Below are 12,220 nucleotides of genomic sequence, written 5' to 3'. Positions count from 1 at the left end.
TTTTCCAGCAGTACTCTTTCTTCTGATCGTTATTTTCGCGCTGTTTGTCGATAAACCCGCTTCGCCTATTCTGCGGAAAAAATGCATGTGGTCTGATAGCGTGATGCTGAGCTGTATCGCAAAGCATCAGCATAACGGTTTCTAAGGCAGGCTATTCATTTCCCCATTGATTGAGGAAGTTCGCAACATCATCAATGCGACCCGCACGGATCCCGGCTTCTGTGGCCATCTCCTGCTGGGCTTCCTCGCTGATCTCCTCATTATTCGCTAAGCGGGTGAGCAGCAGCTGGAAATAGTGTGCCAGCGCGTCGCGCTCTGATTCCGCGACTTGCTCTGCGGCCTCCGTCGCGTACTCATCGGCAATATCATAATATTTCAGGGGGATATCGTTGTGCATAACAGTCTCGTCTCTGGTCAATAAAGGTAACGTCACGAGTATATCGGACACATTATCTCAACCAAAGCATTGCTTCAGATGAGTAACGCAAGCAGCGCAGCGAGCGCGGGAATGGCCTGAACGTACAAAATTTTACGGCTGGCGGTGGCTGCGCCAAAAAGCCCGGCGATCAGCACGCAGGTCAGGAAGAAGATGGCCACCTGAACCCCGTTTTCGCCGAGCCAGAGGCTCCACAGCAGGCCCGCCGCCAGGAACCCGTTATACAGACCCTGATTTGCCGCCAGCACGCGGGTGTCGCGTGCAAAATCAGGACGCAGATTAAAGGCCTTGTGCCCTGTTTTGGTATTCCACAGGAACATTTCCAGCACAAGAATGTAGAGATGAATAAGTGCAACGACAGTGATAAGGACAGTGGCTAACATCGGGTTGTCTCCCGCGGGCAGAGGCAAAAAAAACGGGAACCCTCAGGCCCCCGCTCTTGTTTAACCCAGAATCTGGATTACATGTTCGCGATAATCGCGTCGCCAAACTCTGAGCATTTCAGCAGCTTAGCGCCTTCCATCAGACGTTCAAAGTCATAGGTTACGGTTTTCGCGTTGATTGCGCCTTCCATACCTTTAACGATCAGGTCTGCGGCTTCGAACCATTCCATATGACGCAGCATCATCTCTGCGGAGAGGATGATAGAGCCCGGGTTCACTTTGTCCTGGCCTGCGTATTTTGGTGCAGTACCGTGGGTAGCTTCGAACAGGGCGCACTCGTCACCGATGTTCGCGCCAGGGGCGATACCGATACCGCCAACCTGAGCTGCCAGGGCGTCAGAGATGTAGTCACCGTTCAGGTTCATACAGGCAATCACGTCGTATTCCGCTGGACGCAGCAGGATCTGCTGCAGGAACGCATCGGCGATCACATCTTTAATGACGATCTCTTTGCCGGTGTTTGGGTTTTTGATCTTCTGCCATGGGCCGCCGTCGATCAGCTCACCGCCGAACTCTTCTTTCGCCAACTGGTAGCCCCAGTCTTTGAACGCGCCTTCGGTGAACTTCATGATGTTGCCTTTGTGAACCAGGGTCACAGAGTCACGGTCGTTGGTGATCGCATATTCGATGGCCGCGCGCACCAGACGCTTGGTCCCTTCTTCGGAGCACGGCTTAATGCCGATACCGCAATGCTCAGGGAAGCGAATTTTCTTCACGCCCATCTCTTCGCGCAGGAATTTAATCACTTTCTCTGCATCAGCAGAGTCCGCTTTCCATTCGATACCCGCGTAGATGTCTTCTGAGTTTTCGCGGAAGATGACCATGTCGGTCAGTTCTGGGTGCTTAACCGGGCTTGGGGTGCCCTGATAGTAACGAACCGGACGCAGACAGACGTACAGGTCCAGCTCCTGACGCAGTGCCACGTTCAGGGAACGGATACCGCCGCCAACTGGCGTCGTCAGTGGGCCTTTGATAGCAACGCGGTAGTCGCGGATCAGGTCCAGCGTTTCTGCTGGCAGCCAGACGTCCTGGCCATAAACTTGCGTCGATTTCTCACCGGTGTAAATTTCCATCCAGGAAATTTTACGCTCGCCTTTGTAGGCTTTCTCAACAGCGGCATCAACCACTTTCAGCATTGCCGGGGTAACGTCTACACCGATACCATCACCTTCGATGAATGGAATAATCGGATTGTGAGGAACGTTAATCTTGCCGTTTTGCAGGGTGATCTTTTTACCTTCCGCCGGAACAACTACTTTGCTTTCCATTAACCTCTCCTTCGAGCGCTTCTGGTTGTTACTGATCTTATGTTAATAAATTGTAATGAGCCCTTCGATAGTACCTGATTGTCCGACGCCATGAAAGGTCTTCGTTATTAGGCTATAATGCGGCAATTGATAACGCCTGAAAATACCATGAAGAAAACTTCTTTTACAAAACACCGGGTTGAGCGATTCAGCTCGCGACAAGCCGCCAGACGACCGCAAGAAACCCAGCCAAAGCGGGTGATTCTGTTCAATAAACCCTACGATGTTTTGCCGCAGTTCACCGATGAAGCCGGACGCAGCACGCTTAAGGACTACATCCCGGTTCAGGGGGTCTACGCGGCCGGGCGTCTGGACCGCGACAGCGAAGGCCTGCTGGTCTTGACCAACGACGGCGCGCTGCAGGCGAAGCTCACGCAGCCGGGGAAACGCACCGGCAAAATTTACTTCGTCCAGGTAGAAGGCGAGCCGGATGACGAGACGCTGGAAAAATTGCGCAAAGGCGTCACGCTAAACGACGGTCCCACCCTGCCGGCAGGTATTGAACGCGTGAATGAACCGGCGTGGCTGTGGCCGCGTAACCCGCCTATCCGCGAACGCAAATCCATTCCGACAAGCTGGCTTAAAATCACCCTTTATGAAGGCCGCAACCGCCAGGTTCGGCGCATGACCGCACACGTCGGCTTCCCCACCCTGCGCCTGATTCGTTACGCCATGGGTAACTACACCCTGGAAACGCTGGCAAACGGTGAATGGCGGGACGTTACCTCTTAAGGAGTCACTATGTTTAAACCTCATGTCACGGTTGCCTGCGTGGTCCACGCCCGGGGGAAATTCCTTGTTGTCGAAGAGAGCATTAACGGCAAAGCGCTGTGGAACCAGCCTGCCGGGCACCTTGAAGCCAATGAGACCCTCCTGCAGGCGGCAAAACGCGAGCTGTGGGAAGAGACCGGTATTCACGCCGAGCCCCAGCACTTCATCCGTATGCACCAGTGGATTGCGCCCGACAGCACACCGTTCCTGCGTTTTTTATTTGCCGTTGAGCTTAGCGAAACGTGCGCCACTGAGCCGCAGGATAACGATATCGACCGCTGCCTGTGGGTCACCGCCGACGAGATCCTGAACGCGCCAAACCTGCGCTCGCCGCTGGTTGCGGAAAGCATCCGCTGCTGGCAGTCAGGCGCACGCTTGCCGCTGGATGTCATCGGCGCATTTAACTGGCCGTTTACAGAGGGTGCCAATGGTGGGGGGGCGTGATAGAATACGCCGCCTTGAAGTTCAATGTCGTGAGTATTCCATGTCAGATAACAGCCAGAAAAAAGTGATCGTCGGCATGTCCGGCGGTGTCGATTCCTCCGTTTCCGCCTACCTGTTACAGCAACAGGGCTATAAGGTGGAGGGCCTGTTCATGAAGAACTGGGAGGAAGATGACGGCGAGGAATACTGCACTGCCGCAGCGGATCTCGCCGATGCGCAGGCCGTGTGCGATAAGCTCGGCATTGAACTGCACACCGTTAACTTTGCCGCAGAATACTGGGACAACGTTTTTGAACTCTTCCTCGAAGAGTACAAAGCGGGCCGTACGCCGAACCCGGATATTCTGTGCAACAAAGAGATCAAATTTAAGGCCTTCCTGGAATTCGCCGCGGAAGATCTGGGCGCAGACTACATTGCGACCGGTCACTACGTGCGTCGCGCTGACGTGAATGGCAAAAGCCAGCTGCTGCGCGGTCTGGACGGCAACAAAGATCAAAGCTACTTCCTCTATACGCTGAGCCACGAGCAAATCGCCCAGAGCCTGTTCCCGGTTGGCGAGCTGGAAAAGCCTCAGGTGCGTAAAATCGCCGAAGAGCTGGACCTGATCACTGCGAAGAAAAAAGACTCTACGGGTATCTGCTTCATCGGCGAGCGCAAATTCCGCGATTTCCTCGGACGTTACCTGCCCGCACAGCCGGGTAAAATTGTCACCGTCGACGGGGAAGAGATTGGCCAGCATCAGGGGCTGATGTACCACACCTTAGGCCAGCGTAAAGGCCTGGGTATCGGCGGGACGAAAGAAGGTAGCGAAGATCCGTGGTACGTGGTCGACAAAGATGTCGAAAACAATATTCTGGTTGTTGCTCAGGGTCACGACCATCCGCGTCTGATGTCCGTTGGCCTGATCGCGCAGCAGCTGCACTGGGTCGATCGTGAGCCGCTGAAAGGCACGCTGCGCTGCACGGTGAAAACACGCTACCGTCAGACCGATATTCCTTGCACCGTTACCGCGCTTGATGACGACCGCATTGACGTGCGCTTCGACGAGCCGGTCGCCGCCGTCACCCCGGGTCAGTCCGCTGTCTTCTACAGCGGCGAAATCTGCCTGGGCGGCGGGATCATTGAACAGCGCCTGCCGCTGCCCGCTGTTTAACAGCGTTTGCACACATAAAGGAGACCGTGTGGCGAAGAACTACTATGACATCACCCTGGCGCTGGCGGGAATTTGCCAGTCAGCCCGTCTGGTGCAACAGCTGGCGCATCAGGGTCATTGCGACGCTGATGCCCTGCACGTTTCACTCAATAGCGTTATCGACCTCAACCCCGGTTCGACCCTGGGCGTGTTCGGTGGCAGTGAAACCAATCTTCGTCTCGGTCTTGAAACCCTGCTTGGCGTGCTTAACGCCAGCAGCCGTCAGGGGTTAAACGCAGAGCTGACCCGCTACACGTTGAGCCTGATGGTGCTGGAGCGTAAGCTGAGCGCAGCAAAAGGCGCGCTTAATACCCTGGGCGATCGCATTGCCGGGTTACAGCGTCAGCTTGACCATTTTGACCTGCAGTCCGACACGCTGCTGAGCGCCATGGCCGGCATTTATGTTGACGTCATCAGCCCGCTGGGCCCACGGATTCAGGTCACCGGCTCCCCTGCCGTGCTGCAAAGCCCGCAGGTACAGGCAAAAGTACGCGCCTCCCTGCTGGCAGGGATCCGTGCCGCCGTGCTGTGGCACCAGGTTGGCGGTGGCCGCCTGCAGTTAATGTTTTCTCGTAATCGCCTGACCACTCAGGCAAAACAAATTCTTGCTCATTGTTAACCTCCCGGAGTTGCGAATTATGGAATTATCCTCACTGACCGCCGTATCCCCTGTCGATGGACGCTACGGCGATAAAGTCAGCGCGCTGCGCGGGATCTTCAGCGAATATGGTTTGCTGAAGTTCCGTGTTCAGGTTGAAGTACGCTGGCTGCAAAAGCTGGCCGCCCAGGCAGCAATCAAGGAAGTTCCTGCTTTTGACGAAAAGGCAAACGATTACCTTGATAAAATCGTTGCCGAGTTTAGCGAACAAGACGCCGCGCGCATTAAAACCATTGAGCGCACCACCAACCACGACGTGAAGGCGGTTGAGTACTTCCTGAAGGAGAAAGTGGAAAGCGTTCCTGCGCTGCACGCCGTGTCTGAGTTCATTCACTTCGCCTGTACGTCTGAAGACATCAACAACCTCTCTCATGCGCTGATGCTCTCCACCGCGCGCAAAGAGGTGGTGCTGCCTTACTGGCGTAAAATCATCGACGCGGTGAAAGCGCTGTCCGTGGAATACCGCGACATTCCGCTGCTCTCCCGTACCCACGGCCAGCCAGCCACCCCATCCACGATGGGTAAAGAGATGGCGAACGTCGCGTACCGTATGGAGCGCCAGTACCGTCAGCTGGAACAGGTTGAAATTCTGGGCAAAATCAACGGCGCGGTCGGTAACTATAACGCCCACATCGCCGCGTATCCGGAAGTGGACTGGCACCAGTTCAGCAAAGAGTTCGTGACCTCACTGGGCATTCAGTGGAACCCGTACACCACCCAGATTGAGCCGCACGACTATATTGCGGAGCTGTTTGACTGCATCGCGCGCTTTAACACCATCCTGATCGACTTCGATCGTGACGTGTGGGGCTACATCGCCCTGAACCACTTCAAGCAGAAAACCATCGCCGGTGAAATCGGCTCTTCCACCATGCCGCACAAAGTGAACCCGATCGACTTCGAAAACTCCGAAGGTAACCTGGGTCTGGCGAACGCCGTGCTGCAGCATATGGCGAGCAAACTGCCGGTATCCCGCTGGCAGCGCGACCTGACCGACTCCACCGTACTGCGTAACCTGGGCGTGGGCATCGGCTACGCGCTGATCGCGTACCAGTCCACGCTGAAAGGCGTGAGCAAGCTGGAAGTGAACCGCGATCGTCTGCTGGACGAACTGGATCACAACTGGGAAGTGCTGGCGGAGCCGATTCAGACCGTGATGCGTCGTTACGGCATCGAAAAACCGTACGAGAAGCTGAAAGAGCTGACCCGCGGCAAACGCGTTGATGCCGAAGGTATGAAGCAGTTTATCGACGGCCTGGCGCTGCCGGAAGAAGAGAAAACCCGCCTGAAGGCGATGACTCCGGCGAACTACATTGGCCGCGCCATCACCATGGTTGACGAGCTGAAATAATCCCTTCTCCCCCCTTTCCGCCCGGAAAGGGGGTTGCTTTTCCCCGGTTTACTCAATGTTTATCCCCACAGCAACATAATCAGCGTTAAACTATTCATACTATTTATTCTGGGAGAAAAGATGATGCGCGTACTGGTTGTTGAGGATAACGCATTGCTACGCCATCACCTGAAGGTTCAGCTTCAGGAGATGGGACATCAGGTGGACGATGCTGAAGATGCAAAAGAAGCCGATTATTATCTCAATGAACACCTGCCGGATATCGCCATTGTCGATTTAGGGTTGCCTGACGAAGACGGCCTGTCGTTGATTCGCCGCTGGCGCAGCCACGATGTTTCCCTGCCGGTTCTGGTGCTGACCGCTCGTGAAGGCTGGCAAGATAAGGTTGAAGTGCTCAGCGCGGGTGCAGATGATTACGTCACTAAGCCGTTCCATATTGAAGAGGTGGCGGCCCGCATGCAGGCGCTGCTCCGTCGCAACAGCGGGCTGGCGTCGCAGGTTATTTCTATCCCGCCTTTCCAGGTCGATCTCTCCCGCCGCGAGCTCTCAATTAACGATGAAGTCATCAAGCTGACCGCATTCGAATATACGATTATGGAAACGCTGATCCGCAACAGCGGCAAGGTGGTGAGTAAAGATTCTTTAATGCTTCAGCTCTACCCTGACGCTGAACTGCGCGAGAGCCATACCATTGACGTGCTGATGGGACGACTGCGTAAGAAAATTCAGGCCCAGCACCCGCAGGATGTGATTACCACCGTCCGCGGTCAGGGCTACCTGTTTGAATTACGCTAAATGAGACGGATTTTGCGTCATCTTCTGCCCCTCTCACTGCGGGTTCGTTTTTTACTGGCAACGGCTGCGGTGGTGCTGGTGCTGTCGCTCTCCTACGGCATGGTCGCCCTGGTGGGGTACAGCGTCAGCTTCGATAAAACGACCTTTCGTCTCTTACGCGGCGAAAGCAATCTGTTTTATACCCTGGCGAAATGGGAAGATAACCGAATCACCGTCGAAATGCCGGAAAATCTTAATCAGCAAAGCCCCACCCTGGCCCTGATTTACAACGAAAAGGGGAAACTGCTGTGGGCGCAGCGCGACATTCCGTGGCTGGTTAAAAGCATTCGTCCGGAGTGGCTTAAAACCAACGGGTTTCACGAAATTGAAGCCGATCTCAACACCACCAGCTCGCTGATCCGTGAAGATCGTTCCCTGCAGCAAAAGCTGAACGAGATCCGCGCCGACGACGCCGAAACGGAGATGACGCACTCCGTTGCGATCAACCTTTATCCGGCGACGCTAAACATGCCGCAGCTGACCATCGTGGTGATCGACACCATTCCGGTCGAGCTGAAGCGTTCTTATATGGTCTGGAGCTGGTTCATCTACGTTCTGGCGGCAAATCTGCTGCTGGTGATCCCGCTGCTGTGGATAGCGGCGTGGTGGAGCCTGCGCCCCATTGAATCACTGGCGAAAGAGGTTCGCGAGCTGGAAGAACATCATCGCGAAAAGCTTAATCCGGAAACCACCCGCGAGCTCACCAGCCTGGTGCGTAACCTCAACCGCCTGCTGAAAAGTGAACGCGAACGCTATGATAAATACCGTACGACGCTTACCGATCTGACCCACAGCCTGAAAACCCCGCTCGCGGTGATGCAAAGCACCCTGCGTTCCATGCGCAGTTCGAAGCTGAGCGTCGACGATGCCGAGCCGGTGATGCTGGAGCAGATCAGCCGTATTTCCCAGCAAATTGGCTATTACCTCCACCGCGCCAGCATGCGTTCCGGCAGCGCCCTGCTGAGCCGCGAGCTGCATCCGGTCGCCCCGCTTCTGGATAACCTCACGTCCGCCCTCAACAAGGTGTATCAGCGTAAAGGGGTGAATATCAGCCTCGATATCTCGCCAGAGATAAGCTTTGTGGGTGAAAAAAATGACTTCATGGAAGTGATGGGCAACCTGCTGGATAACGCCTGCAAATACTGTCTGGAGTTCGTGGAAGTGTCGGCGCGCCAGACGGATAACGAACTGCATATCATCGTGGAGGATGATGGCCCGGGGATCCCGCGCAATAAACGTGATGTGGTGTTCGATCGCGGTCAGCGCGCCGATACGCTACGTCCTGGCCAGGGCGTTGGATTAGCCGTCGCCCGGGAGATTGTCGACCAGTATGACGGGAAAATCGAAACCAGCGAAAGTTTGCTGGGCGGCGCGCGAATGGAGGTCATTTTTGGTCGCCAGCAGCCGACATCGAACGATAGTTAACCCGTTATGTGAAAAATGCGAGGATCTCGCAGCCGGGGGGCTGAGCTTCCGTTATAATCCGAGTCAGTAAGAGCCTGCGGAATAAAAAAATATGGATTATCACTTAACGCTTAACTGGCCCGAGTTTATTGAACGTTACTGGCAAAAACGCCCGGTCGTTCTGAAACGCGGGTTCAGCAATTTTGTCGACCCTATCTCGCCTGACGAGCTGGCCGGTCTGGCCATGGAAAACGAAGTCGACAGCCGCCTGGTCAGCCACCAGGACGGGAAATGGCAGGTTAGCCACGGTCCTTTCGAAAGCTACGATCATCTCGGTGAAAACAACTGGTCGCTGCTGGTACAGGCTGTCAACCACTGGCACGAGCCGACGGCCGCATTAATGCGTCCGTTCCGCGCCCTGCCCGACTGGCGCATGGACGATCTGATGATCTCCTTCTCCGTACCGGGTGGCGGCGTGGGTCCGCATCTGGACCAGTACGATGTGTTCATCATTCAGGGTACGGGCCGCCGCCGCTGGCGCGTGGGCGAAAAAGTGCCGATGAAGCAGCACTGCCCGCATCCGGACCTGCTTCAGGTTGATCCGTTTGAAGGGATTATCGACGAAGAGCTGGAGCCGGGCGACATTCTCTACATCCCGCCGGGATTCCCTCATGAAGGCTACTCCCTGGAGAACTCCCTCAACTACTCCGTCGGGTTCCGCGCGCCAAGCGGCCGCGAGATGATCAGCGGATTTGCCGACTATGTTCTGCAGCGCGAGCTGGGCAGCTATCGTTACAGCGATCCCGACGTGCCTGCGCGTGAGCACCCGGCAGACATCCTGCCTGCGGAGCTGGATAAGCTGCGCGGCATGATGCTGGATCTGATCAACGAGCCGGAACATTTCCGTCAGTGGTTTGGCGAGTTTATTAGCCAGTCCCGCCACGAGCTGGACGTTGCGCCTCCGGAGCCGCCGTATCAGGCGGACGAGATTTACGATGCGCTTCAGCAAGGCGACAAGCTGACGCGCCTGGGCGGATTGCGCGTGCTGCGCATTGGTGAGGACGTGTTCGTCAACGGCGAGAAGCTGGACTCTCCGCATCGTCCGGCGCTGGAAGCCATAGCCAGCCATCTGGTGCTGACTGCGGATACCTTTGGCGATGCGCTTGAAGACCCGTCTTTCCTCGCGATGCTGGCCGCGCTGGTCAACAGCGGGTACTGGTTCTTTGAGGACTGAGTCGCTTTAGTGCCCGGTGGCGCTGCGCTTACCGGGCCTACGGGATCGAGCTTTTGTAGGCCGGGTAAGGCGTAGCCGCCACCCGGCTTTTCACTTCCGCTCCCCCGCGGCAAAATCCTCAATCTCTCCTGCCCAATCCACCGGATACAACCCTTCAGCCACGTCCCGATGAAACGTTGAATACGGCCAGTCGCTGACTTTACCCACATAGCCGTGCTTCAGCGGATTGATATAAATGTAATCCACATGCCGCCGGTAGTCCTCTTCGTTGCGGATAGTGTGCTCCCAGAATCGTGGCTGCCAGATATAGCGCATGTCGATGCTGCGGCTGAATGTCTTTTTGATATCCCGCCAGCGGGCGGAAAAATCACTGTCCCCGTCCGGTAGGCTCCAGATACAGTGCATATGTTCAGGCAAAATAACCCACGCGTTGATGGTGAAGGGCTTCGCACGCTTAACCGTTGAGGTGGCGGAACGCAGGCTATCGATATGGCGGGTAAGCAAATCGCTTTGACGGTTTTGCAGGTTAACGGTGAAAAACCAGGTGCCACCGGGGACGTAATGGCGACGGTAGTTTGACATGGGCACTCCTTGCCTCATTGCCGGGTGGCGGCTTTGCCTTACCCGGCCTACATTCGGATCGTAGGCCCGGTAAGCGCAGCGCCACCGGGCATTTTTTAGCGTTTAGCGGTCAACTCAGCTATCCGCACTATCACCTTCACCGCCTTTTCCATCCCTTCCAGCGTCACAAACTCATGTTTACCGTGGTAGTTATAGCCACCGGTAAACAGGTTCGGGCACGGTAGTCCCATAAACGACAGCTGAGAACCGTCGGTACCGCCGCGAATCGGTTTTAATATCGGTTCAATATCGCAGTCGCGCATCGCCTGCTGGGCGATATCGAGAATATGCGGATGGGCCATCACCTTCTCGCGCATATTGTAATAGCTGTCTTCGATGATGAGCTCGATATAGCAGTCAGGATGCAGGCCCTTGCCCACCTTCTTGGCGATCTCCATCATCTTACGCTTGCGCGCCTCAAAGGCTTTACGGTCAAAATCGCGGATGATGTAGTGCATCTGCGCGCTGTCCACGGTGCCTTTGATGCTGGTCAGGTGATAGAAACCTTCATACCCTTCGGTCTGTTCGGGGCTCTCTTCCGCCGGGACTTCTGCATGAATACGCGACGCCAGCGACAGCGCGTTGACCATGACGCCTTTGGCAGAGCCTGGGTGGACGTTGTTGCCGACAATTTTGATCGTGACTGACGCGGCATTGAAGTTTTCATACTCCAGCTCACCGACGCCGCCACCGTCGACGGTGTAGGCCCACTGGGCGTTAAAGGCGTCCACGTCGAAGTGCTTCGCGCCCTTGCCGACCTCTTCATCCGGCGTAAAGGCCACGCGGATATCACCGTGCGGAATATCGTTGCCCTTCAGCACCGCCAGCGCCGTCATGATCTCCGCGATGCCCGCTTTGTCATCCGCCCCCAGCAGCGTTTTACCATCGGTGGTGATCAGCGTCTGACCGAGCAGCTGGTGCAGCACCGGGAACATCACGGGCGAGAGCACTTCGTCGCCAATGCCCAGCGCAATGTCGCCGCCGCGGTAGTTTTCAACAATCTGCGGGTTCACATGTTTACCGCTAAAATCCGGAGAGGTGTCGACATGGGAGATAAAGCCAATCGCCGGAATGTCGCCTGGGACATTCGCCGGCAGCGTTCCCATCACAGTGCCTTTCTCGCTTAACGTGACGTTGACCAGCCCCATGGCGTCAAGCTGCTCTTTAAGCAGGTTTAATAGCTTCCACTGGCCTTCGGTGCTCGGCACCTGGCGAACACCCGGCTTAGATTGGGTATCCAGCGAAACGTACTGTAAAAAACGCTCAAGTAATTTATCCATGCAGTCACCCTCACTTTTTGTGACAACATTATCAATAAGCATCAAAACGCAAATATTGCGTCAGGTCACTTTTATCCCGCAAACGAGAATATTTTCCGTTTATATCGTTGTGCGTTAGGGAAGGTGCGAATAAGTCCGAGATGTGAGATCATCGTGTTGTAACCTGAACCCAGAATGAGTAACCGGATGAGCCAGCAACTGACTTTTGCCGACAGTGAGTTTTCCAGTAAACGCCGCCAGACCCG

Annotated in this window: 13 protein-coding genes; 8 read left to right on the top strand and 5 right to left on the bottom strand. The window is 55.6% G+C overall.

The features are described from left to right. Positions 1-151: 151 nt before the first annotated feature. From ACOTXT_RS16325 to icd, 3 genes are all read right to left on the bottom strand, one after another. Positions 152-397 (bottom strand): DUF2543 family protein, encoded by a 246-nt coding sequence (locus ACOTXT_RS16325; RefSeq protein WP_025911748.1) that lies wholly within the window; start codon positions 395-397, stop codon positions 152-154. A gap of 74 nt (positions 398-471) precedes the next feature. Further along, complete coding sequence (locus tag ACOTXT_RS16320; protein ID WP_045353685.1) at positions 472-819, bottom strand: DUF1304 domain-containing protein; 348 nt, start codon at positions 817-819, stop codon at positions 472-474. A gap of 77 nt (positions 820-896) precedes the next feature. Then, on the bottom strand, positions 897-2,147 hold the full coding sequence (gene icd / locus ACOTXT_RS16315) for an NADP-dependent isocitrate dehydrogenase (RefSeq protein WP_023292761.1): 1,251 nt from the start codon (positions 2,145-2,147) through the stop codon (positions 897-899). Positions 2,148-2,264: 117 nt separating this feature from the next. Here icd and rluE point away from each other — a divergent pair, with 117 nt between their 5' ends. The 8 genes from rluE to ACOTXT_RS16275 all read left to right on the top strand — a co-directional run bounded on the left by rluE (position 2,265) and on the right by ACOTXT_RS16275 (position 10,074). Next, positions 2,265-2,918, top strand: coding sequence for a 23S rRNA pseudouridine(2457) synthase RluE (rluE, locus tag ACOTXT_RS16310; RefSeq protein ID WP_039024695.1), 654 nt, complete (start codon positions 2,265-2,267; stop codon positions 2,916-2,918). Between the two features lie 9 nt (positions 2,919-2,927). Further along, positions 2,928-3,401 carry an NUDIX hydrolase gene (locus tag ACOTXT_RS16305; protein WP_032651463.1) on the top strand — a complete coding sequence of 158 codons (474 nt, stop codon included), beginning with the start codon at positions 2,928-2,930 and terminating at the stop codon, positions 3,399-3,401. Between the two features lie 40 nt (positions 3,402-3,441). Beyond that, complete coding sequence (mnmA, locus tag ACOTXT_RS16300; RefSeq protein ID WP_021241033.1) at positions 3,442-4,554, top strand: tRNA 2-thiouridine(34) synthase MnmA; 1,113 nt, start codon at positions 3,442-3,444, stop codon at positions 4,552-4,554. A gap of 28 nt (positions 4,555-4,582) precedes the next feature. Next, entirely contained in the window at positions 4,583-5,212 is a 630-nt protein-coding gene (gene hflD, locus ACOTXT_RS16295; RefSeq protein ID WP_008500756.1) for a high frequency lysogenization protein HflD, read from the top strand. 19 nt (positions 5,213-5,231) lie between these two features. Further along, a complete protein-coding gene (gene purB, locus ACOTXT_RS16290; protein WP_333164402.1) occupies positions 5,232-6,602 on the top strand; it encodes an adenylosuccinate lyase in 1,371 nt (456 codons plus the stop codon). A gap of 123 nt (positions 6,603-6,725) precedes the next feature. Next, the gene (gene phoP / locus ACOTXT_RS16285; protein ID WP_032664133.1) at positions 6,726-7,397 is read left to right on the top strand and encodes a two-component system response regulator PhoP; all 672 of its coding nucleotides are present in this window, start codon (positions 6,726-6,728) and stop codon (positions 7,395-7,397) included. Continuing rightward, complete coding sequence (gene phoQ / locus ACOTXT_RS16280; RefSeq protein WP_008500759.1) at positions 7,398-8,861, top strand: two-component system sensor histidine kinase PhoQ; 1,464 nt, start codon at positions 7,398-7,400, stop codon at positions 8,859-8,861. 91 nt (positions 8,862-8,952) lie between these two features. After that, positions 8,953-10,074, top strand: a complete 1,122-nt coding sequence (locus ACOTXT_RS16275; RefSeq protein ID WP_025911765.1) for a cupin domain-containing protein — start codon at positions 8,953-8,955, stop codon at positions 10,072-10,074. Positions 10,075-10,164: 90 nt separating this feature from the next. Here the strand turns inward: ACOTXT_RS16275 and ACOTXT_RS16270 are convergent, their stop codons facing one another. Then, entirely contained in the window at positions 10,165-10,656 is a 492-nt protein-coding gene (locus ACOTXT_RS16270; protein WP_128302209.1) for an REP-associated tyrosine transposase, read from the bottom strand. Between the two features lie 95 nt (positions 10,657-10,751). Beyond that, complete coding sequence (gene pepT, locus ACOTXT_RS16265) at positions 10,752-11,975, bottom strand: peptidase T (RefSeq protein ID WP_023292767.1); 1,224 nt, start codon at positions 11,973-11,975, stop codon at positions 10,752-10,754. Positions 11,976-12,220 lie beyond the last annotated feature (245 nt).

This window comes from Enterobacter cloacae complex sp. IR5422, assembly GCF_049238165.1.
Taxonomy (GTDB): Bacteria; Pseudomonadota; Gammaproteobacteria; order Enterobacterales; family Enterobacteriaceae; genus Enterobacter; species Enterobacter roggenkampii.
The sequence above is the reverse complement of the archived record's forward strand: the minus strand, read 5'-3'. Positions and strand labels throughout refer to the sequence as shown.

What these genes read in the sequence shown, in the direction of transcription:
- ACOTXT_RS16325 (WP_025911748.1), bottom strand. Translation starts at nt 397, where the DNA reads ATGCACAACGATATCCCCCTGAAATATTATGATATTGCCGATGAGTAC.
- ACOTXT_RS16320 (WP_045353685.1), bottom strand. Translation starts at nt 819, where the DNA reads ATGTTAGCCACTGTCCTTATCACTGTCGTTGCACTTATTCATCTCTAC.
- icd (WP_023292761.1), bottom strand. Translation starts at nt 2,147, where the DNA reads ATGGAAAGCAAAGTAGTTGTTCCGGCGGAAGGTAAAAAGATCACCCTG.
- rluE (WP_039024695.1), top strand. Translation starts at nt 2,265, where the DNA reads ATGCGGCAATTGATAACGCCTGAAAATACCATGAAGAAAACTTCTTTT.
- ACOTXT_RS16305 (WP_032651463.1), top strand. Translation starts at nt 2,928, where the DNA reads ATGTTTAAACCTCATGTCACGGTTGCCTGCGTGGTCCACGCCCGGGGG.
- mnmA (WP_021241033.1), top strand. Translation starts at nt 3,442, where the DNA reads ATGTCAGATAACAGCCAGAAAAAAGTGATCGTCGGCATGTCCGGCGGT.
- purB (WP_333164402.1), top strand. Translation starts at nt 5,232, where the DNA reads ATGGAATTATCCTCACTGACCGCCGTATCCCCTGTCGATGGACGCTAC.
- phoP (WP_032664133.1), top strand. Translation starts at nt 6,726, where the DNA reads ATGCGCGTACTGGTTGTTGAGGATAACGCATTGCTACGCCATCACCTG.
- phoQ (WP_008500759.1), top strand. Translation starts at nt 7,398, where the DNA reads ATGAGACGGATTTTGCGTCATCTTCTGCCCCTCTCACTGCGGGTTCGT.
- ACOTXT_RS16275 (WP_025911765.1), top strand. Translation starts at nt 8,953, where the DNA reads ATGGATTATCACTTAACGCTTAACTGGCCCGAGTTTATTGAACGTTAC.
- ACOTXT_RS16270 (WP_128302209.1), bottom strand. Translation starts at nt 10,656, where the DNA reads ATGTCAAACTACCGTCGCCATTACGTCCCCGGTGGCACCTGGTTTTTC.
- pepT (WP_023292767.1), bottom strand. Translation starts at nt 11,975, where the DNA reads ATGGATAAATTACTTGAGCGTTTTTTACAGTACGTTTCGCTGGATACC.